A 20,730-nucleotide genomic window follows, 5' to 3' on the forward strand; every position below is an offset into this window, starting at 1 on the left:
GCGCATCCGCGCGCAGCCGCATCGGCGCTGCCGCTTCGGGCGCCGATCCGGTCAGCGGCGCGGCCGCATCCTCTCCCTCGTTCCGGTCTTCGCTCACGACGCCGGCCTCCCGTCGGTGCGGGTGATCCGGACACGCTTCTGATTGTCGCCGGAGCCGAACCGCAGCTCGGCGGCGGCGAACAGCCGGTCGACGATCATGTAGTTGGTGCGGACGCGATAGTTGACCAGCTCCGACGTCTTGCCCTCCGGGCCGACGACGAACAGCGGCGGCATCTCGCCCTGGCCGACGCCGCGTGGGAATTCGATGAAGACTTGCCGGCCGTCGTCATAGGCCCGCAGCGGCCGCCATGCAGCACGGTCGCCGGTCACCTCGTAGCGGAAGTTCAGCCGTGCGAGATCGACGCCGGTGGCCACCGGCTGGGTGGCCTGCGCCTCGGCATTCTGCCTGCGGAGCGCGATGAGCTGGTCCTGCGGATACTGCCACGAGACCGAGGCCATATAGGTCCGCTCGGTCGAGCGCAGCTCCATATGGTAGGTGCGTAGATTGGTGTTGATGACCAGGTTGGTCATCAGATCCGCGCGCGTCGGCTTGACGAGGATATGGACCTGCAGCGTCGCGCCGGCGCCGCTCTGCGTGTCGCCGATAATCCAGCGGACCGTATCGCCGGCCGCGACCGGCCCTGAGCCGACGAGCTGCTCGCCGGGTTGGAGCGCAATGTCGGTGATCTGCCCGACGGCGGTGTAGACCTGATAGAGCGCCCCTTGCGTGAAGGGATAGACCTGCATCGAGTTGATGAAGCCGTCGCGCACCGGCTGAATACGGGCGGCGGCGTTGGCCTGGTTGACGCGCGCGGTGGGATCGGCCGGCTCCGGAGCGCGGCGCGATTCCTCGACCGGCTTCATCTGACCGGGCAGCGGCAGCGGTCGCGGCAGCTCGACGACCCGGACCGGCGCGGGAGGATCGACGGTCTGCACGGCGGCCGGAGCGTCGTCGTAGCTGATTTCCGGCGGCGGCGTCGCGGTGGCGCAGCCGGCGAGCGCCGTCGCCGACAGCAGCAAAGCCGCAAATGTCTGAATGCGCAAAGCCGGCCTTCCGGCTTTACGGAAATACGGCTTTGTCATTGCCCCAGCTCCCGTGACCATGAGGGGGTGACTACACGAAAGTGACGTATCTGCACGGAAAGGGCGAACGGATAGCGAACGTCACGCGGCAAGTAGGGAGTTGACGGCGCGCAGCGGTCGCAAGGCGTCCGGATCGGGTTGATCTTCAACATTCCAGCTATAGTCACCGGTCAGCGAGATATGCTCCCAGCCCAATGGCGCGATGTGGCGTGCGATTTCGTCGGCTGTGCCGATGTCCGCCAGCGCCATTTCGAGATAGCGAGTGTTCCACAAGATGATGGCGGCGACGAGCAGGTTGAGGCCGGAGGCGCGATAGGTCTGGTTCTCGAACCGACGATCGCGCAGTTCGCCGAGCTGGTTGAAGAAGAGCGCGCGGGCGAGCGCGTTGCGGGCTTCGCCTTTGTTGAGGCCCGCCTGGGTGCGCCGGCGCAGGTCGATGTCGCGCAGCCAGTCGAGCATGAAAATGGAGCGTTCGAGGCGGCCCAGCTCGCGTAGTGCGAGGGCCAGTCCGTTCTGTCGCGGATAGGCGGACAAGCGGCGCAGCATTGCCGAAGCAGTGACGGTGCCGGTGCGGATCGACGTGGCGAACCGCAGCAGTTCGTCCCAATGCGCCGCGACATGACCCAATGCGATCGGTTCGGCCGTCATGCCGGCAAGCAAGGGGCCGGATTCTTGGCCGGGAAGGAGGTGTAAACGACGCTCCTTGATGTCGCGCAGGCGCGGCGCGAAGCGGTAGCCGAAGAAGGGCATGAGGCCGAACACATGGTCCGATGCCCCGCCCGTATCGGTGTAGTGCTCCTCGATCGTCAGGCCGGTCTGGTGATACAGCAAGCCATCCAGCACATAGGGCGCTTCGCCAGCGGTCGCCGCGATCACCCGACTTGCGAAGGGGTCATATCGATCCGAGACATGGGTGTAGAAGGCAACGCCTGGTTCGTTGCCGCTGCGCGCGTTGATGTCGCCGATCGCGGCCCCACGGCCCCCGGCATGAAATTGCTGTCCGTCGCTCGACGAAGTGGTGCCGTCTCCCCACAGCGCGGCGAGCGGCATGGCGCGATGGGCGTCGATCAGCCTTCCCAACGCTTCGCCATAGGCGGCTTCGCTGATGTGCCAGTCGTGAAGATGGGCGAGCTGACGCAGACTTGCGCCCCGGCAGGTTTCCGCCATGCGTGTGAGGCCGAGATTGATGCCATCGGCGAGGATGACCGTGAGCAGCGCATTGCGATCGTCGGCTTCCCGGCCCGAACGACGATGGATGAAGCATTCGCTGAACCCGGTCCAGGCATCGACCTCCAGCAGAAGATCGGTGATCTTCACGCGCGGCAGTCGATCATAGGCGGCGCGACGGGCAATCTCGGTGGCGGGCGGTGTTGCCGCCTTCAGCGGCGAGATGATGAGACCGTTTTCGTCAAGCTTAACCTGGGGCAGCTCCCCTTGCCGTGCAAGGACCGTTACCTGCTCGATCGCCGTGTCGAGCCTGGTGCGCCGTTCCTCGATATGGCGCTCGAAATCCGTTTCGATGGCGAGCGGCAACGGCCCCTTCTCGCGCAGCGCCGCAAAGGTCGCCGGCGGTATGAGATAGCTGTCGAAATCGCGAAACTGCCGGCTTCCCGCGACCCATATATCCCCGGCTCGCAACCGCTCGCGTAGTTGCGACAAGGCGCATAGTTCATAAGCGGCACGATCAACGATGCCATCCCGCAGGACGAACGGGCGCCATGCGGGCGGCACAAAGCGTAGCGGCACGCGATCAGGCAAGCGCCGTTTGCCGGTCCGATATAGCTCCGCGATGATGGCCAGCGCTGACAGGAGCCCCTGAACCGCGCCGGCGCCGCGAAACTCGAAGGCGTTGAGAAAAGCGCCGACAAAGAGCTTCACCGTCCGATGCCGCTCGATCAATTCGGCGGTGCGATCGACGGTTTCCGGTCGCCCGAGCACTTCGGCCTGCTCGACGGCCACGGCGAAGTGCTGCCAGTCCAGCGCCTCGATCTGCGCCAGAGAATCCACGCCCTTGCTGCGCGCGTCGATGAGGAGGCGGCAAGACCCCGTGAGCGTCCGGAGGTGGCCTTGCAACTCGCGCACCGTCTTGAGGGCTTTGTCGCGGGTCCGGTTCTCGGCGCGGCGCGCCATGCTGCCCAACAGCTTGTCGAACATCGTCAGGGTGGCGTCGGTCAGGCTTTCCTCAAGCCGGATGCCGGTTGCCGCCAGCGTCGCATGGCGGCGCAGGGCATTGAGTTCGCCAAGGTGCTGGGGTGTGATGCGGCTGCCTTCGTCCGCCAGCCTGTCAAAAGTCAAAGCCGGGATCATGTCGGCACGGGCGCGATCGAGGCCCAGCGCGCGGATATAGGCGAGCCGTTCGATCAGGCGCAGGATGTTGCGCGCTGCCGGCGATTGTGGCGCATTGCGCATCCAGGATAGCCATGTCGCGACCTGCCCCGGTCGTCGGGCCAGCAAATCGTCCAGGCCCTGAAGGGTGTCAGGCAGCAGGCCATTCGTGAGCACTTCATAGGTAAGCTGTTCGGCTTGCTGGCGCGCCCGCCGCAGCACCGCTTCGAGAATCGACGGAGAAGGCAGGAGGATCTGCAGGCGCCGGAGTTCATCGACGATGACGTCTGCCATCTGGCCGGGGTGTATGATGGTCTGCGCGATTGGGACCGAGAAGGCGACAACTTCACGGAAAGCGTTGCGGTCAAAAATCCTGAACCCGTGCGATCGTCGGATTTCGACGAGATGCTCGCGACGGGTCTGGTCCCGATGGGCATAATCCGCGAAGGCTGCCGGCGCGACGCCGAGTTGCTGCGCCACATAGGCGAGCACAGGAGCGGGCGGGACTTCGCCCGCTTCCAGCGCACGGCCAGGCCATCTCATATATAGCATGAGCATCGCATAGCCGAGCCGGGTGGCATCGCCGCGACGGCGGCCGACAATTTCCAGGTCGTCGCTGGTCAGCGTATAATGACGCGCGATCTCGCGCTCATCGAGCGGCGCGCCATAATGCCTCGCCCAGATTTCCAGGCTCACCAGTCGCCGTCTCGCCAAGCATCATCTCCTTCGCTTTGCGTGTCCGTCAGACGGTCCTCTGGCGGCCAACAGGAATATGTCCGTTAACTCTGGACCTGTAACGGCGATTCGGACAAGATCGCATAATGACGGGAAAACGGACAGGATCGGGCATCATGTGGCGCTGATCGGCTATGCGCGCGTCTCGACCGCAGACCAGAAGCTGTCGCTCCAGCTTGACGCGCTGAACACTGCCGGGTGCGACCGTATATTCGACGATCACGCATCCGGGGCAAAAGCCGATCGGCCTGGCCTAACCGAAGCGCTCGCCTATTTGCGCCCCGGCGACACGCTGGTGGTCTGGAAACTCGACCGCCTCGGCCGCTCGATGAGCCACCTGATCGAGAAGGTCGGCGAGCTTGCGGCGCGCGGCATCGGGTTCCGCTCACTCACCGAGAATATCGACACCACCACTTCGGGCGGCATGCTGGTGTTCAACATCTTCGGCTCGCTGGCCCAATTCGAGCGTGACCTGATCCGTGAACGCACTCATGCCGGCCTCAAGGCCGCACGCGAGCGGGGCAACAAGGGTGGTCGCCGGCCTGTCGTTACCCCCGACAAACTACGTAAAGCGCGGGCGCATATCGCAGCGGGCCTCACTGTTCGTGAGGCGGCGGCCCGGCTCAAGATCGGCAAAACCGCCCTATACAAGGCTCTGGAAAACGCGTGAAACCGCTGGCGATCAAGAACTCGTGGGTGCTGGTCACAGGGGCTTCGACCGGTTTGGGCAGAGCGTCCGCCCTCCGCTTGGCGGCATCGTACCAGGCCAAGCCCCTGATTGTTGGACGAAGGCTCGACAACTTGCGGGAGCTACAGACCGAAATTGACGAGCGGTTCAATGTGCCGTGCGAGATTATAGTGGCTGATCAACGTGAAATCGAGGGCAGGGAGAAAATCGCGGCTAAGGTTGCAGAATTGCAAGTAACAGCCGCTTTGTTGGTTGCCGGAATGACGAGCGTTGGTTCATTTGATGCAGGCCGTGCCGACACTTATGCCGAGGTAATTGAAACAAACATACTCGGTTTCACGGATTTGCTGGCTCGCCTGATTGCGATTTTCAGGGAGCAGCCGTTTGAATCCTCAGTAATCGCCGTGTCGAGCCTGGCGGGCGAAACATCCGTGCCCTTCCAAGCGGTCTACGGCGCGTCGAAAGCCTATGTGAGCACCCTCATGCGAGCGCTTTCCGTGGAGCTTGCCGGGACGGGAGTGAGTGTTGGATCTTTTGCACCCGGTGGAATCGACACAGACATGGCTGCCCTCAGCGATTTGAAGTGGGGGAGGTTGGGTTTGATGGACGTTGACCGGTGCGCGGCCCATGCAGTCCATGCTCTGGTTTATCGGCAATCCTTCGCCATACCGGGGATGGGCAACCAGCTCACATATTTGGCGAGCAGGGTTCTACCTCGATCGTTGGTCAATCGGATTGCCGCCCTCCCATATCGGCGCCCGTAGGGCGGCACCACATAAAAGGGGCAGGAAAGCCTGCGAATAGCATCTGCTGGCATCGTACCGGATTTGTTCGCCCTTAGCGTGCAGATACGTCACTTTCGTGTAGTCACCCCATCATCGCCACGCGCACGTCCCGCCAGATCGAGCAGCGCGCCATGTGGCGATGCCGCTGCGTCAGCCCTGCTCGGCTGTCATCGCGCTAGCGCAAATTCAGAGTTGAGGCGGCTGATTGGCCAGCCTGGGGGCCAGCTTCACCTCGCGTGGGGTATCCCCGGTGACCCTTGCGAACACCCGCGAAAACGCCGCAGCGCTATCATAGCCGACCAGCCCGGCCACGGCCTTGACGGGCTTGCCATTGCCAAGAAGCTGATGCGCGAGCGTCATCCGCCAGCGCGTCAGATAGTCGACCGGCGTCCGCCCGACGACGACGCGAAAATGCGTGGCGAAGCGGGTACGCGACATGCCCGACACCTCCGCCAGATCGTCCAGCGTCCAGCTCCGCTTGGGCTGTTCGTGCATCGCCGTCAGCGCCTTGGCCAGTCGCGGATCGGCTAGCCCGGCCAGCACGCCGTCGGTGACCAGGCCACCCGCGACGACATGCCGCACGATCAGGATGAGCAGATAGCCGAACAAGCGATCGATGGCCACTTGACGCCCGTCATCCTCGGCAAAACCTTCGGCAATGAGCAAGGCGCACACGGGCCCCACCGCCGGGTGCGACGCCAGCGGCAAGATTATGAGGTCGGGCAACCCCTCGCTGATCGGGTTGCCGGTGTCGCTCCCCAGATCGACGGTCGCGCAGACGAGATCGGCGCCGCCTTCGGTTGCCCCGGTAAAGCGATGCGCTCGCCCGCGGGGAAAGAACAGCAAGCTGGGCTCGCTGACCACGATGTCCGCCGCGCCCGATTGGCTGAGCGTCAGCGCGCCCGCTTTGAGCAGATGGAGATGGCCGCGTTCGGTAAACTGCGCCGTGGCGCGCAGATTGCCGGAAAAGAACGTCTGAGCGGTCGGGGCGGTATGCGCAAAGAGCGCAGCGAAAAGATCCATCTGAACGATCTGCAATATAATTGGCACCAATGTGCATCGATAGTCGCAGATAGAAGCGTTGTGCAACCTCGCACCGCTTTCGAAGGAAATCCCGATGCCCCGTATTGCTCCCGTCGATCTCGCCACTGCCGACACCGGCGTTCAGGCTACCCTCGCTGCCGTCAAAGCCAAGATCGGCATGGTCCCTAACCTGTTCAGCACTTTCGCCCAGTCACCTGCCGTTCTCAACGCCTATCTCGCGTTGTCCGATGGGCTGGCAACCGGCAAACTGACCGCCAAGCAGCGCGAAATCGTGGCGCTTGCCGTCGCCCAGGCCAATGGCTGCGCCTATTGTCTGTCGGCCCATACGATGATGGGCAAGGGTGCCGGGCTTTCCGCCGACGCCATCACCGCCGCACGCCACGGCAAGGGTGCCGATGCGATCGATCATGCTATCGCCAAACTCGCCTACGACCTGATCGAAGCCCGTGGCCAGATCAGCGATGCGCAGCTCGCCGCTGCACGTCTTGCCGGGCTCGATGATGCCCGCATCGTCGAAATCGTGGCGGCCGTCGCGCTCAACACGATGACCAACTTCATGAACAACGTCGCGCACACCGACATCGACTTCCCCAAGGTCGACCTCGCCCTCGCGGCCTGACCCGAATCGGCCGGACGTATCCCGCGTCCGGCCCACACCACCACCCCGCATTTGAAAGGCTATGCAAGGAACTCGGGATCGAGCGCGTCACTCTCTACCGCTATGTCGGTCCCAAGGGTGAACTCAGAGATTACGGAAAGCGCGTCCTCGGCTTAGCGTAGGATTTCGCCCCCTCCCGCAAACGACCCCGAACAGATCGCGGAATCCTTCGCGGACTTCGCCGGAATCGGGCCACCGGATTCCGGCCAGCGTGCGAAGATCGGAAATTATCTTCAGGGCATGAGTGCGTCTTGAGAATCCGCCACGCCGAGCACGCGCCGCATCGAGCGAGACGATGTTGCACGGATTGTCTGCCAGGCGCTTCCGCTCGGCCTTCTCCGCGTTCTCTTTGGCCCACACTTTCCGTTGCTTGTTGAACGCTCGGGTCTTCGCCTCCCGAGCCTTCTTCCATTCCGACACCTGGGCCGAAGAATAGGGCAAAACAGCCGCTTTCAGGTCGGCCATCGCATACGTTTCCCCGCTGTTATGCAGGATTTTCACCAATTCGCCGTTCTTCGAGTTTCGAGACAGCGGAACCCGAAGAACACGCGCCCCCTCGGTGCATTTCATGTCCGCCCCGAGGCCGGATAGACGTTTAGCCAGCCCTTCATTGACCGCTTCAACGACAGAAATCGGCAGTTTTCCGCCATTTTTCGAGACGTTCCACACTGGGTCTTTCAGCTTCCAGATCATGTATGCGCCCCGGCCGGACGTGATCATGAGCGTCGGGAATGGCAGACCCGAAGACATGACGCCTTCCGTTAAAGTCGCCGTTCTCTCTTCCCAAGACATATCGTCCCAATCCGCAATCGAATTGTAAACGTCTAAGTCAACCCAGACCCAAGGCAATACTTTGATACCTGCTTTGTCGTGTTTTTGGCCGGGACAAAAGTATAGACCTTGAGAGAAGTAAATATCTCTCAAGTCTGGATTATCCTGTAACCTAGCTATTTCGGCCAAGCCGTCAGCGTTCGCAGGCACCCAATGCCTGCGTCTCCCGTGCCATTTCGTTCCATCGTCATTTGTTACTGTCGATTCAATCGTCAATACTGACCAGAACAGACACTTTTTATCTCGTTTTTCAGGTATCCAGCCGTCAACCCACATCTCCTCCGCCGATCACCTGGCGGTCAGAAGACTCGACGGAATCCGTTTGGTTCGCTATAATAAGCGCAACCAGGCCGGACACCCGGCAGGGCCGGGACGGGGTATGAGTCAGGATCATATCCTCTCCAATCAGAGGACGACGCCCGTGCATCCGCCAAGATACGAACGGTCGTTGCCCCCAGTTTCCCGGACACTATAGCAAACAATTCGGACTTCCACCTAATCGGTCAGAACGATGGCCGATTAGGTGGTTGATTCCCTTAGTTTCTAGCCGTTCGCCATGTCTGACGCATCGCCGCTCCTGTCTGACGGATCGGCCTTCTTGTCTGACGTGGACGCCTTTATGTCAGACAAGGCCGCCTTCAACAGACCGTATGCCTGGGCAGCCACTCGCTTCGGTGGAGGCGCACCGGCTGCGGACATTTCAGAGATCAACCCCACTACCTTCGCCACGTCATCAATGGTCTGACGTGTCGGACGGTCATTGTCCGACGCTATCGTGGGGGCGGTCTGACGGCCGAGATCGGCCTGGACTTGCGTTCGAATAGCGCGATCTATCCATGCGCCTATTGCCATTTTTTCTCGGTTTGCTGCCGATATTGCAGCGTTGCGCGATTCAGGTGGAACGCCACGGATAGACCACGGCTTAATATCGTCAGACATGTGACAGACTCCGTTGTGTTACCGTCAGTCTGACATGCTGGCAGACAAAGCGCGATAAATCGTGCTTCGATCAACGCGATACCGCCGAGCAATCTCACTGACAGACTGTCCGGCCTGGTGCGCCGTGATGACCTCAGCCCTGGCGCTGGGCGACAGAGCATGGCGACGACCGCCGATGCGCCCCCGGCGACGAGCGGCCGCAAGCCCGTCTTTCGTCCTCTCGCTGATGACTGACCGTTCCCACTCCGCGACACTGGCGAGAACCCCGAGGATCAGGTTTCCGGCCGGGCCGGTCGTGTCGGCTCCCAAACCCAAAATGCGGACACCGACCCCGCGCCCCCGGAGATCGCGAATCAACGACAAGGTGTCCGGCGCATCGCGCCCGAGCCTGTCCAATTTCGTGACCGTCAGCGTATCACCCTCGGTCAGCCGATCCAGCAGACCGGACAGGCCGGGCCGGGCCGCTGCCCGAACCCCTCCCGACACCTTCTCACTGACGATCCGATCTGGCCCGACCCCGGCCGCCGCCAGTTCGTCAGTCTGGCCGTCATGCTTCTGGTCATCGGTCGATACTCGTGCGTATCCGTAGATCGCCATTTCGCACACCCCTTTATGCAAGAACGGGAGGCCCGGTTTCCCTGGCCTCCCGATAGTGTAGCACAAACGGTCGTTTTCGCACGGTTATCTCGGGGTCATTGATCCAGAGATAACCGCAATATCACCATTGCCCGCCGGATAGGATTTCATAGGAAATTCACCAGCAGATGCGTCAGCGCACCGAAATTCACGTCGGTCCCCGACGCGATCCAGGTCGCGGCCAGCTTGGGGCCGGCCGTGCGGCCCTCCATCACCAGCGGCATCCACTGCGCGAGCTGTGCCGGGTCGGTCGAGAAGCGCATGCCGCTGAACAGCGGGTGATCCTTCAATGCTTCGTAGCGGCGGCGCAGGTAATCGCAATTCTCGTCGCCCCAGACGAAACTCATGTGCGGAATCGGGTTGAGAAACGCGCGGGGCGAGGCGATCACGCCCGATTCGACCAGATAGGCCCAGAACTGGCGCGAAAGCTGGAAGGCCTCGTTCACGCCGACGGCCTTGGAAATGTCGATCGTGCCGTCGGCGCGCGACGGCGTGTAATTCAGCTCGCACAGCGCGGAATGGCCCGTGCCGGCATTGTTCCAGGCGTTGGAACTCTCCTTCGCCACGTCGTCCAGCCGCCCGAACATGCCGATCGACCAGTCCGGCTGCAGAAGCTTGAGAAGCGCGCCCAACGTCGCGCTCATGACCCCCCCGCCGATCAGGACGACGTCATAGGCGGATTCGGTTCGGGTCGTATGCGAGGTCATGACATTCTCCGGAACGAGGCGCGCAGGCCGAGGCCTGTGAATACGGTCTGGGCCGCCGGTCCCATCGCGGCGGACCGAAGGCGGGAAAGGGTGATCGTCCATGAACCGGACGAACCTGAACCGGGTGCCATGCGGGCCGTACCGTCGCGGACAGTCCGCACATCGCACATACGGTATCGCACAGCCATCACCCGGTCCGGTCCACCGGAACGCCTCAACCTCTTGCCATCTGAACCGGTTTTCCGAGGCATCATCTCTGCGCGAGCCGATCCTGACCCGCCTTGCCCGCCACGGCAAGCGGCGAATGAATACAGATTCCGCCTCTTCCTTTTTATTTCTTCCATTTTTTGGACTTCCCCGTCGGAGTGGCGCTTCTGTCCATTCCATTACCGCATGACTGTCAGGCTTTTCCCGCATCATGGCAAGGGAACCGCCCGCCGCAATGCGGGACGCTCAGACTGACGGCGTTTTCACGCGGCGGGGCATGACCCGATAGACCCGGAAAGCCAGCAGGGCGGCCACGACCAGGCCATAGAGCAGCGTTTCGACCCGTATGACCTTGAAAGACAGGATGAAATGGATGGCGGCGCAGATCGCGGCGGCATAAACCCAGCGATGCAGCGCCTTCCAGCGCCGCCCCAGCCTGCGGATGGCCCAGCCATTGGACGTGGCGGCCAGCGCGGACAGGATGGTGAAGGCGACCATGCCGAGGATGATGAAGGGCCGCGTGGTCACGTCGGCCAGCAGGGTGTGCAGGTCGAACCCCTGGTCGAGCGCCACATAGGCCGACAGGTGGAACAGCGCATACCAGAAGGCCAGCAGCCCCACCGCCCGCCGGTAGCGGAGCAGATTGACCCCGGCCAGGTCCCGCAGCGGCGTGATGCACAGCGACAGGATCAGGAACCGCAGGGCCCACAGGCCCAGCGTGCGCTCAAACGTATTGACCGGATCGGCACCCAGCCGGTTCGTCGCCCCCAGGACGAACGAGACCACCGCCGGCGTCAGCCCGATGCCATACAGCGCCAGCCGGATCGGGCCGGCCGATCGCACGCGCCGCGCTGCCATCAGAAGTCGCGCCGCAGGTCCATGCCGGCATACAGGCCCGCCACCTGCTCGCCATAGCCGTTGAACGGCAGGGTCGGCTGACGCCCGGCACCGAAAAACCCGCCGCCGGCACCGATCGGCCGCTCGCTCGCCTGGCTCCAGCGCGGGTGGTCCACGGCGGGATTGACGTTGGCGTAGAACCCGTATTCGTCGGGTGCGCGGACATTCCACGAGGTATGGGGCTGCCGGTCGGTCAGCCGGATGCGCACGATCGACTTGATGCCCTTGAACCCGTATTTCCACGGCACGACCAGCCGCACCGGCGCGCCGTTCTGGTTGGGCAGCGTCTGGCCGTACAGGCCGACGGCCAGGATCGTCAGCGGATGCATGGCCTCGTCCAGGCGCAGCCCCTCGACATAGGGCCAGTCCAGTACCGGCAGCACGCCGCCCTGTCCCGGCATTTCCGACGGGCGCACCACCGATTCGAAGGCGACATATTTCGCGCTGCCCAGCGGTTCGACCTCGGCCAGCAAATCGCGCAGCGCGAATCCGATCCACGGAATGACCATCGACCACGCCTCGACACAGCGCATGCGATAGATCCGCTCTTCCAGCTTGCGCCCCAGCAGCGCGTCGATGTCATAGGTGCGCGGCCTGGCCACCATGCCTTCGACCCGCACGGTCCATGGACGCGGATGGAAGTCGCCCGAGCGCTCGGCGGGGTCGGTCTTCTCCAGCCCGAATTCGTAGAAATTATTGTAGTGCGTCACATCGCGCAGCGGTGTGGGCTTCAGCCCCTCGTCCGACAGGGGGCCAGGCTGCGCCGCCAGATCCACCGCCCTGGCCGAGCGGGAGGGCAGGATGCCGCCGAGGAGGCCGGCGGCGGCACCCGCCGCCAGCAGGTCGCGCCGCGACAGCCAGAGAGCGTGCGGCGTGATGGAGGAGGATGGCGGAGAAGGGTAGCGGAAGACACGCATGCTGGACGCCTTCTGGAGCGGGGCGGGGCCGGGCCGGCGGGCCGCCTGGGGGAGGTGACACCGCCGGGATCGTCCGGCACCCTGCCGGAAACGGGACGGAAAAGAAAAGGACCTGCATTCCCCAAGTGGCGTGTCGTTTGAGGTGAAGATCGCCTGTATCCGAGCGCTAGACAAGGATTTTCTGCCGCAAGCGGCACCTGCGGTCGCGCAGACTGCTGGATCTGGACGGATCAGACCGCGAAGCCGCTGTTTCCTTGCCCAAGGGCGGCGTTTTTCAGCGCAGCGGACAGATCTGTCCAGCCGCTTTCGTTCAGTTTGAGCGTGGATCGCGATCATGCGCATAGCGGTGGCGCTCGCAATCGGCGGATAGCGGCGAGGATGGCGCGTACCATCGTGCCGGTGACAGCGACCTCGGCCAGCTGGAAGGTGATGGTGCGGGCGTGACGGACCACACGTGCCCCGATCTTGATCAGCTTCAGTTGCAGGCTGGTCAACGACCAGTCGGCCATGGCCTCGGGCAGCTCGATGCAGCGCAAGAAGGTGGCCAGGTTGTACGCCAGGGCGTGCAGTTGCAGCCGCACCTCATTGTCGCGGAACTTCCGGCACGACAGCCGCGTCCAGCGAAAGGCGTATTTGCCCTCTTTGATGTGCTGCTCGGCGGTGCCGCGCTGGTTGTAGAACCGCACCACCCAGTCCGGCTCCATCGGCAGGTTGGTGACGATGAAGCCGACACGCGGGAACAGTTCGCCCGGATGCCATTCGATCTTGGCGATCACCCGGCGTTCCTTGTCCCAGGACGCCGCCTGATACTCGAATTCCTCGAAGAACCGCTTGACCTTGGTCAGTGACGGCCGCCCGACAGGGCGCGTTAGCCGATGCGCGATCTTGTCCTTGAGGACCGCGTTTGCGGGCAGCCGGATGGCGTAGAAGAACCGCGCTTCTTCCAATCGCTCATAGATCGCCGGGATCGCGTAGGCAGCATCGGCCCGGAAGAACCTGCCACCAAGGTCGCGCTCCGCGTAGCGCGCAATGACGGGGTCGAGAACATCACGCCAGCCATCGGCGCTGTGGACGTTGCCATGGCGCAGGGCGCAGCGTTCCAGCATCCCGAACTGGTTGAACAGAAAGTTGGGGTGATAGCAGCTACAGTCGAAATGGCCATTCCAGGCGGACCCTTCCTGGTCGCCATGGGTCGGGCTGACCGAGCTGTCCATGTCCAGAACGATGTACTTCAGCCCGTTACGGTCATGGAACCGGTCGATCCATTGCCCGTTCAGGTCGGCCAGCGCGGCACGGTTCCCGGCCAGAGCCAGCGTCTCGGTCTCGAACCGTCCCATCTGCGATGCCGAGGCCGCTTGTGCATCGACCGCTCTGCCGCCGACAACTTGGCGCATGACCGGATCGCAGGCGAGACGGTTGTCGGTATGGAGATGCCGATGATCGACCCCGGTTGCGACGAGCGCGTCCCGCTGGAGATCGACCGTTTGGCGGTCATCGGTCGTTGACACCCGCATATATCCGACCAGCATGTACGACAAACCCTCGAAAGCATGTTTTCGAACACCCTATCAAAGCGACAGGGTTTGTCGATCGTTATGGGCTGAGGCGGGTATGGTTCGGCAAAAGCGCAGGTCCGGAGCGTCGCCTATCACCTGTTTGCCGTCACGCGTCTGCTGTCCGTATGGACGCAAGTAGAAGGCACGCTGATGCCGCAAGAAGCACCAGGTCCTTCAACAGGAACTGTCCGGTTCCGGCCGAAATCGCCGGGAACCCGCCAGCGGTCGGCTCGGCGACGCCAGGCGTGCTCAGGAAAAACGTCAGTGTCACGGCATAAGTCAGGCATGACATCGCCGCGCCGAGAGCGGAGGCCGTCTTGTTGAAAGCACCGATAATCAGCGCAGCGGCCGTCGCGAGCTCGACGGTGCCTATAAAATAGCTTCCACCCTGCACCCCAAAAACGGCCGGAATCCAGCTCATGATCGGACTGTTCTTCATCAATGGCGCGATGCCCATCGCTTCATAGCTCGTGAATTTCATGCAACCGAACCAGAGAAAGATGACCACCAGCGCCCAGCGCAGCAACGCGAGAGACCCGCGAGAGCCGGTCGTCTTTTCAGCTATGTGTAATGTCGAAAACATGGTGCCTCGCTTTCATCATGGCGCATGACCTGCCTTCATGCTTAGACAGGCGTGATATATGCGCTGCGCATACACTATGCGCCGTCAATGAATAAGGCAACCCTTTGAACGTACTCTCGGACCGGCTCGTCAATCTGTTCGGCGCCCTCGCAGTGGGCATCACCGATCGAATTAAGAAGGCGGCATTCGACCCGACGATACCCGGCGGTGGCGAAACCACCGCGGCGATCGTCGTCATCGGTCACGCGACCGGTCTTTCGATCGACGAATTAGGACGGGTGCTAGGCTTGTCCCACGCGGGGACGGTGCGGCTTGTCGATCGATTGGTTGCAGCCGGGTTCGCCGTTCGATCCAAAGCGCTACGGGACCGTCGTGCAGTAGCGCTGATGCTCACTGAGGCAGGCGAGACTCGCCTATCTGCGATCCTGCAACGAAGAAACGAGACTTTATCCGAAATCCTTAGCCATGTCTCGAATGCTGACCGCCTCGTGCTGGAACGTATTGCCGAGACAATACTTGCGCAGATGTCTGACGACGCTGTCTCGGCGCTGACGATATGCCGGCTCTGCGACGAGAGGCGATGCTACAACTGTCCGATGGATGCCTTTGGAATGCTGGAGTCGTCGACGCATAGAGTCGACCCATAAGTGCGCGCAGAGACGCTTAGCGTATATCTGTGCCCGTTCTATGTCCTGACCCCCTTCTGCCATCTGCGCAAACAGATCACGTGCGAGAGGTGGCAGCGTTTCTTCAGACGCAATCTTCTGAAGGAATGGGGCCACACGGGAGAGACCCGCAGGGGCGGTCACTCCGAATTCTGCGGCATAGCCCCGAATGGAATTGGCCAGCTGAGTCCGCCTGCCAATGAGCCGCTCCCGCATGCCGACAAGCATGAGGGCTGCCTGCTGCTCAACGGTTTTGACAGGTACAAAACGCATGGTCGGCCGGCTCATCGCCTCACAGAGGGCCTCGGCATCTGCCGCATCATTCTTGCTGCGTCTGACGTAAGGTTTGACAAGCTGTGGCGCCATCAGCCGCACTTCGTGGCCGAGTGCACCAAGGGTTCTGGCCCAGTGATGGGAGGCTCCACAGGCTTCAATGCCAATTACTGTGGGCGCAAGGTTCGTGAAAAACCGGATCATCTGATGTCGGCTCAGTTTCCGGCTCAGAACAACGCGCTCATCGGCATCCACGCCATGAAGCTGGAACACTTTTTTCGACGTATCCATGCCAATACGGATCAACTGGGACATGATGGTTTCCTCCACTGGACAGTCAGCTCTTCAGTTCTCAGTGAAAATCAACAGTATAAATGGTCTAAATCATCAGTATCGTGTTACTTCGGCTGTCGGGCATCCACCGCATTTTGAGCATTTGAGGCGGTCAATGATCCGATAGATGCGAGTGGAAGCCGGAATCCCCCGAGCAGTTGCAAACTGACCGAGAGGCTCGACAACGAAGTGGCCGCAGCCGCAGCGAATGCGGAAGATGCAGTCTTTCCGGTAATGGATCGTGTCGATTGGCTTGGGACGCTCATAATTTGCCGACATGATCCTACCTTATAGGCGCGCACTGCGCCGTTTCTTTTGTTTTTCCTGCGCTTTGGCTTCGGTTTTGCGTGAGAGAATGGTTCTGACCTTCGCTTTCAAGGCTTCGGTCATCTCACGCAACCGATCCATCATACCTTTTCGGTCCTTCATGACTTCAGCCGTGTTTTTAAGGCCCTCGGCTGCCTTCTGCTCATGCCGGCGGGTTGAGAAGCGGCCTGCCAGAGTAGCACGTTGCTTGCCCTTTCCTTCCCGTGCTTCCAGACCCTGTTTTGTCTGCTGCATAGCGCGTACGGTGCCACGCCGGATATTTTCCGCTCGTTCCAGAAGGGCGTGTGCTGTCTCTTTTTCGGGCTGGCGCTCGAAGTTCCGGATGATATTTTTCAGGACATCGGTTGCGGTAATTGTACGCTGATCCCCCAGAGGCCGTCGGCCGGCAATCTCGCTCCGTTCAGCGCCATCCGATGTGACCATAAAGGTCTGCTCCCGGTGTCGGCTGGACGAAGTGTAAGCACCGAACGCCGTGACATTCCGTGACCCGGCTGGAATGGCAAAAATATGCTCGGTGACGGTGACACCCTGGCTGGTATTGGTGGTCATCGCGTCCCCATAGGATAGTAGAAACCGACCGGTTTCCTTATCCTTGAGGGAGTCCCATTTCACCAGTCCATCCCGACCATTGGCCCCTCGCAGAACCAGCCCCTCTTCGCGTACGTCACGGACTTCAACCACAGTGCCGTTGCGGCCGAGATTCCCGCCTGAATTGGTATCGAGGAAGCGGGCATTTGTCCGCTGGAACAGGCGAACCTTGTCGCCGCGTGCCAGGGACAGGTCATAGGAGGTATTTTCTCCGGTAGCCTGTGCCTTGATGGTAATCAGATCCGCGCTGATTTCCCCAAGCTCACGCCGGCGATCACGGATCGCGCGGCTGATGTTGTGGGCGTCAGCATTCGTCGGGGTGGAGATCGAAAGGGTGTATTTGTCGCGATCGGCATTCTCCGTACGGCGTTGCTGCCAGAGATCGACCACGGCCTTGATGGCTTCCTCGTAGCCTCCCGGTGCAACACGCAGGGTTCCATTTTCCGCCTTCCGCTTGACGGCTTCCTCGGTTTGCCCGTTGCGAAACATAAGGGTGGTTTCGCGCTCTTCCTGCTGAATCTGGCGCGTGGACGTCCCCAAGAGGGGTATGTTTTCCTTGCCCAGCCCTCGTTGCAGTAATTCGATAACCGCGCCCGCCTCAACGGACTGCATCTGTTTCGGGTCGCCGATCATCACCAGCTTGAAGCCGATGTCCTCTCGCTTCCTGAGGATGTCATTGAGCTGGCGTGTGCCCAGGAGGCTGAGTTCGTCAACGACGACGACGGATTTCTTGGTGAGTTTGAGCTTGCCGCTGTCGATCCGGCGCAGGAAGGATTCCAGAGCGCGGGTCTTGGCGACTTCCATACCCGTAGCAGACAGATCGTCGGACTGTCGCCAGGCCAAGGCGATGCCGTGAACGTCCCGGCCCTGCTGCTTCCACGCGGTTACGAGCGGCTTCAGGAGTGTGGTTTTTCCTGAACCTGCAACGCCGATCCCCACGACGACCTGACCGCCCTTCCCTAGATCCTCCATCATCGTGCGTTGGGCCTGCCCGTGCGCGCTCTCGAAACTGAGTTCGGGATGGGCCTTGACGGCCTGGTCAATCTGCTTGTCCGTGAGCGCGCCGCTTCGATCCTTCGCGGCCTCGCGCGTCATGCGGATCAGGTCGCGCTCTTCGCTTTCGTGAAGGGCGGTCGTGATTCCGACCCGCTCTCTGCCTTCCGGGTCTTTGACTTCTCCCCAAATCAGGGAGGTTTGACGTCCGTGCTGGCGGACGCCGCGATTGCGCATGGCTGCGGTCACGGCGTTGATGTCGGCTGCTGTGTCGATCCCCGCTGCGATCAATCCTTTGGCGGCGGCGATCCGGGCATCAGAACCGTCAAGAGATGCGCGCTGCTGAAGCTGCTTGTCAAAGACATGCTGTGCAGCTTCATAGGCGTGTTCCAGGCGCTCGGCCCGATCGCGCTCGGGTGCGATTTCATCGGGCCGGAGAATGCTCCGGTGCTTGTATCCGATCTCTGCGGCCGTACGCTGCCATGAGGCCATGTCGGTAAGATCGTCCGACTTCGCGCCGCGCGGATCTTGCACCCCTTGCTTGATAAGGCCGATTTTGCGCTTGGCATCGAGGGTATCCCAATCAAGGCCCTGCCCTGCCGCATAGGCACGCGCGGCGGCCGTTCCTGAAAGTGTGCGGCGGCTGAACTGTTCACAGACACTCTCGGGAATGGCTGCAACCCTGCCCATTTCCGTCCGCTCGTCCAGCACCATATCGACCCCCTGCTTGCGCAGGTTCGTCGCTAGGTGGGCCTGATAGACGGCGCCCCACTCCTTGACCTTGCCGTTAAGCTGATCGAGCCACAGGCCGCCCATGCGGCCCTCGTCGGTCAGTGCCGCGTTCAGAATGGCAGTATGCGTGTGGAGCTGCATATCGCCTGGCACCCGGCCCCCTCCCTGACGGAGCGTATGCAGCTCGGTAAAGACCTCGCCCTGGTCGTCTGTCCGGATGACCTCAACGGTCGGCCGTGCCGTATAATGATCGAAGGACACCCAGCCGATGGATGCGGGGTCCCAGCCATCTTTTCCGGCGTCGCCTTTCCGCGCACGTCCGATCACCTTTTCCACTTCCTGCATGGTTGAGGCGATCGCGTCGTGATGTGCCTGAAGGATGATTCCGCGCTCGGCTTCTGTCGGGGCGAATGCCCATGCAACGGAAACCGATTTGGGGGCGGAAAAGGTGAAATCCACATACCCGATCCGGGCGCGACTGGTGTCCATGCGCTCGTGATATTCGGACACACTCAACTCCTGCCCGTCGGCCATACGCCCGGACAGGATGTTTTCGCGTTGGTCATTGGTCAGGCTGGCCGCATCGGCACCAAGGACGGCCGTAAAACGCCGTACAGCCCGTTCAGCTTTCTTAGCAGGTATATCGCCGCCAGAAACCGTCTTGCCCGCCAGAACGGCTTCCAGTTCGGATCTCGTGGGCAATCGGCTTTCATCCATCTCGAAGATTTTGCCGATTGCTTCCGTGGCCGATCTTTTCGTCTTCCCCGGAATATCCTGTCCGTCTGCTCGTTGCCCGTTCAGAAGGTGAGCGACTTCGGCCGGTGTCAGGCCCTTCGTGGGGTCGATCCCAAGTCGTGCGGCCAATTCGGGATTCATGTCCCGGCGTGGGATGGCTGTCGCACTGCTGTAGTCGCGGGCGGCGCTGGCGTTGCGGATCTCGCTATCAAGTGCGTCGGCAGTGAAGGGCACGGCGCGTTGCTGCAACAATTCCTCGGCTTTGGCCCGGTCGATCAGATTGGCCGCCACGAAGGTTCCGGCTGCGCGGACTGCCAGCACGTTGTCCGAATCGGACGTGGCTTCTCGCAGGCGGTCGATTTCCATTGCCAGCGTGTCGGCCAGGTCATCCATCCCGCTCGTGGTGCCGGCATAGCGGGTGGCAGCGGCCTCGGCCGGGGTCGGGGGTCTTACACCCTGCGCGTAGTACTCCGCCATCACGGCCATCTCGGGCGGAAGGGTCTGCTGAAGCAGGTGCTCGCTCATGGCCTTGGCGGCGGACGTGGCCCCGGCCGCGCCTGTCCGATAGGTCAGCATCAGGGTGCCGGGGTATCGGACGCCTCGTGACCGGAAGCGACAAGAAGAGACGCCATATCATTCATGCTTTCGGCCATTGTGTTGACGGCCTGGGTATTCTCGCCCACGGCGGCGGTCAGGTTGGTGAGGGCCTGCGCGACCGGAGAATCCCCCGGCTCGTCTCTGGCGGCTGCCAGCACTTCGGTCAGCATTTCGGTCTGCGCCTGAAGCGTGTCGAGCATCATCCCGAGGACGGTCTGAATGGCCGAGAGCTGCTTACCGTGCTCTTCCAGCGTATCGGAAACATGGGCGAGATAGGCCCCGTCGGTGTCTTTCGCCATGAGGGTTCGGGCTCCTTATTCCCGGCATTATCACGAAAACGTGAGCAATGAATCGGAAGGCGATGCGCCGGAATCAGTGCCTTCTTTTCGCACCTTTTCACCCCATGCGTCTAGCATGACTTGGTCTGTAGAAAAAACGCCACTCCCCCCTCACCCTCCTACCTCTCATGGAAGGATACGATAGAGGCCACGTATCAGGACACGAAAGAGGACACATCAGAGGATACGTTAGAGGGCACTCTAGAGGCTACGGAATAAAAAAAGAAGGTGACGGACGAGAAGAAAAATGCAATTTTTCTCAAGCCATGAAAAACGCCAACAGACAGACGATCCGTGGAGTTCCGAGCAAACGTCCTCGCACTGAAGAGGAATTGCAGGAGGCTGCGGATCGGTTCAGCCAGGACTGGACCCCACAGGATCAGGTGATGCCGTGGATACGCGCTCATGAGCCGGAGCTTAGTGCGATGGTGAGTGCGGGCTGGTCCTGGGATGATGTCGGCCGGGCGATGGCTCGTGCGCGCATCACGTATAAAACCGAGGTGCCCATGAAAGGGTCGA

Annotated in this window: 17 protein-coding genes and 1 pseudogene; 4 read left to right on the forward strand and 14 right to left on the reverse strand. The window is 61.8% G+C overall.

The window, feature by feature from the left end; genetic code table 11:
* Window positions 1–93: 93 nt before the first annotated feature.
* Together trbG and AB2L51_RS12175 are read right to left on the reverse strand one after the other, a co-directional pair.
* Window positions 94–1,122 (reverse strand): P-type conjugative transfer protein TrbG, encoded by a 1,029-nt coding sequence (trbG, locus tag AB2L51_RS12170; RefSeq protein WP_196490233.1) that lies wholly within the window; start codon window positions 1,120–1,122, stop codon window positions 94–96.
* 81 nt (window positions 1,123–1,203) lie between these two features.
* Window positions 1,204–4,161 (reverse strand): Tn3 family transposase, encoded by a 2,958-nt coding sequence (locus tag AB2L51_RS12175; RefSeq protein ID WP_031286087.1) that lies wholly within the window; start codon window positions 4,159–4,161, stop codon window positions 1,204–1,206.
* Between the two features lie 139 nt (window positions 4,162–4,300).
* Between AB2L51_RS12175 and AB2L51_RS12180 the strand changes: the two genes are divergently transcribed.
* Together AB2L51_RS12180 and AB2L51_RS12185 are read left to right on the forward strand one after the other, a co-directional pair.
* Window positions 4,301–4,852: a recombinase family protein gene (locus AB2L51_RS12180; RefSeq protein WP_004213210.1), complete on the forward strand. Its 552-nt coding sequence runs from the start codon at window positions 4,301–4,303 to the stop codon at window positions 4,850–4,852.
* Window positions 4,849–5,634, forward strand: a complete 786-nt coding sequence (locus tag AB2L51_RS12185; protein ID WP_004213209.1) for an SDR family NAD(P)-dependent oxidoreductase — start codon at window positions 4,849–4,851, stop codon at window positions 5,632–5,634. The genes AB2L51_RS12180 and AB2L51_RS12185 overlap by 4 nt, the downstream gene beginning before the upstream one ends.
* Before the next feature lie 207 nt (window positions 5,635–5,841).
* Here the strand turns inward: AB2L51_RS12185 and AB2L51_RS12190 are convergent, their stop codons facing one another.
* Window positions 5,842–6,678: a helix-turn-helix transcriptional regulator gene (locus AB2L51_RS12190; RefSeq protein WP_395583009.1), complete on the reverse strand. Its 837-nt coding sequence runs from the start codon at window positions 6,676–6,678 to the stop codon at window positions 5,842–5,844.
* 94 nt (window positions 6,679–6,772) lie between these two features.
* Between AB2L51_RS12190 and AB2L51_RS12195 the strand changes: the two genes are divergently transcribed.
* Window positions 6,773–7,318, forward strand: coding sequence for a carboxymuconolactone decarboxylase family protein (locus AB2L51_RS12195; RefSeq protein WP_063690214.1), 546 nt, complete (start codon window positions 6,773–6,775; stop codon window positions 7,316–7,318).
* Between the two features lie 123 nt (window positions 7,319–7,441).
* Here AB2L51_RS12195 and AB2L51_RS12205 read toward each other — a convergent pair whose 3' ends face one another.
* From AB2L51_RS12205 to AB2L51_RS12240, 8 genes are all read right to left on the reverse strand, one after another.
* The gene (locus AB2L51_RS12205) at window positions 7,442–8,464 is read right to left on the reverse strand and encodes a hypothetical protein (RefSeq protein ID WP_395583008.1); all 1,023 of its coding nucleotides are present in this window, start codon (window positions 8,462–8,464) and stop codon (window positions 7,442–7,444) included.
* A gap of 267 nt (window positions 8,465–8,731) precedes the next feature.
* Entirely contained in the window at window positions 8,732–9,127 is a 396-nt protein-coding gene (locus AB2L51_RS12210; protein ID WP_395583007.1) for a hypothetical protein, read from the reverse strand.
* 24 nt (window positions 9,128–9,151) lie between these two features.
* Window positions 9,152–9,724, reverse strand: a complete 573-nt coding sequence (locus tag AB2L51_RS12215; RefSeq protein WP_395583006.1) for a recombinase family protein — start codon at window positions 9,722–9,724, stop codon at window positions 9,152–9,154.
* A 146-nt stretch (window positions 9,725–9,870) separates the two neighbouring features.
* Window positions 9,871–10,470: a malate:quinone oxidoreductase gene (locus AB2L51_RS12220; protein ID WP_475557843.1), complete on the reverse strand. Its 600-nt coding sequence runs from the start codon at window positions 10,468–10,470 to the stop codon at window positions 9,871–9,873.
* Window positions 10,471–10,923: 453 nt separating this feature from the next.
* A complete protein-coding gene (gene msrQ, locus AB2L51_RS12225) occupies window positions 10,924–11,535 on the reverse strand; it encodes a protein-methionine-sulfoxide reductase heme-binding subunit MsrQ (RefSeq protein WP_395583005.1) in 612 nt (203 codons plus the stop codon).
* Entirely contained in the window at window positions 11,535–12,491 is a 957-nt protein-coding gene (msrP, locus tag AB2L51_RS12230; RefSeq protein WP_395583004.1) for a protein-methionine-sulfoxide reductase catalytic subunit MsrP, read from the reverse strand. Before msrP ends, msrQ begins: the two co-directional genes overlap by 1 nt.
* 332 nt (window positions 12,492–12,823) lie before the next feature.
* Complete coding sequence (locus AB2L51_RS12235; RefSeq protein ID WP_400922123.1) at window positions 12,824–14,020, reverse strand: IS1380 family transposase; 1,197 nt, start codon at window positions 14,018–14,020, stop codon at window positions 12,824–12,826.
* Between the two features lie 133 nt (window positions 14,021–14,153).
* A complete protein-coding gene (locus AB2L51_RS12240; protein ID WP_010339850.1) occupies window positions 14,154–14,630 on the reverse strand; it encodes a YkgB family protein in 477 nt (158 codons plus the stop codon).
* Between the two features lie 152 nt (window positions 14,631–14,782).
* Between AB2L51_RS12240 and AB2L51_RS12245 the strand changes: the two are divergent.
* Window positions 14,783–14,998, forward strand: a pseudogene (locus AB2L51_RS12245) (MarR family transcriptional regulator); the annotation flags it as partial.
* Window positions 14,999–15,076: 78 nt separating this feature from the next.
* Here the strand turns inward: AB2L51_RS12245 and AB2L51_RS12250 are convergent.
* From AB2L51_RS12250 to AB2L51_RS12260, 3 genes are all read right to left on the reverse strand, one after another.
* Entirely contained in the window at window positions 15,077–15,883 is an 807-nt protein-coding gene (locus tag AB2L51_RS12250) for an IS110 family RNA-guided transposase (protein ID WP_400922129.1), read from the reverse strand.
* A gap of 306 nt (window positions 15,884–16,189) precedes the next feature.
* Complete coding sequence (gene mobF / locus AB2L51_RS12255) at window positions 16,190–19,852, reverse strand: MobF family relaxase (protein WP_061487238.1); 3,663 nt, start codon at window positions 19,850–19,852, stop codon at window positions 16,190–16,192.
* Entirely contained in the window at window positions 19,852–20,172 is a 321-nt protein-coding gene (locus AB2L51_RS12260; protein WP_007284568.1) for a hypothetical protein, read from the reverse strand. The genes mobF and AB2L51_RS12260 overlap by 1 nt, the downstream gene beginning before the upstream one ends.
* Between the last annotated feature and the right edge of the window lie 558 nt (window positions 20,173–20,730).

The organism is Acetobacter fabarum (assembly GCF_040702925.2).
Taxonomy (GTDB): domain Bacteria; phylum Pseudomonadota; class Alphaproteobacteria; order Acetobacterales; family Acetobacteraceae; genus Acetobacter; species Acetobacter fabarum_B.

Bases quoted from the DNA above. Each gene is read 5' to 3' on its own strand.
- trbG (WP_196490233.1), bottom strand. From the start codon at position 1,122: ATGACAAAGCCGTATTTCCGTAAAGCCGGAAGGCCGGCTTTGCGCATT.
- AB2L51_RS12190 (WP_395583009.1), bottom strand. From the start codon at position 6,678: ATGGATCTTTTCGCTGCGCTCTTTGCGCATACCGCCCCGACCGCTCAG.
- AB2L51_RS12195 (WP_063690214.1), top strand. From the start codon at position 6,773: ATGCCCCGTATTGCTCCCGTCGATCTCGCCACTGCCGACACCGGCGTT.
- AB2L51_RS12205 (WP_395583008.1), bottom strand. From the start codon at position 8,464: ATGTGGGTTGACGGCTGGATACCTGAAAAACGAGATAAAAAGTGTCTG.
- AB2L51_RS12210 (WP_395583007.1), bottom strand. From the start codon at position 9,127: ATGTCTGACGATATTAAGCCGTGGTCTATCCGTGGCGTTCCACCTGAA.
- AB2L51_RS12215 (WP_395583006.1), bottom strand. From the start codon at position 9,724: ATGGCGATCTACGGATACGCACGAGTATCGACCGATGACCAGAAGCAT.
- AB2L51_RS12220 (WP_475557843.1), bottom strand. From the start codon at position 10,470: ATGACCTCGCATACGACCCGAACCGAATCCGCCTATGACGTCGTCCTG.
- msrQ (WP_395583005.1), bottom strand. From the start codon at position 11,535: ATGGCAGCGCGGCGCGTGCGATCGGCCGGCCCGATCCGGCTGGCGCTG.
- msrP (WP_395583004.1), bottom strand. From the start codon at position 12,491: ATGCGTGTCTTCCGCTACCCTTCTCCGCCATCCTCCTCCATCACGCCG.
- AB2L51_RS12235 (WP_400922123.1), bottom strand. From the start codon at position 14,020: ATGCTGGTCGGATATATGCGGGTGTCAACGACCGATGACCGCCAAACG.
- AB2L51_RS12240 (WP_010339850.1), bottom strand. From the start codon at position 14,630: ATGTTTTCGACATTACACATAGCTGAAAAGACGACCGGCTCTCGCGGG.
- AB2L51_RS12250 (WP_400922129.1), bottom strand. From the start codon at position 15,883: ATGTCCCAGTTGATCCGTATTGGCATGGATACGTCGAAAAAAGTGTTC.
- mobF (WP_061487238.1), bottom strand. From the start codon at position 19,852: ATGCTGACCTATCGGACAGGCGCGGCCGGGGCCACGTCCGCCGCCAAG.
- AB2L51_RS12260 (WP_007284568.1), bottom strand. From the start codon at position 20,172: ATGGCGAAAGACACCGACGGGGCCTATCTCGCCCATGTTTCCGATACG.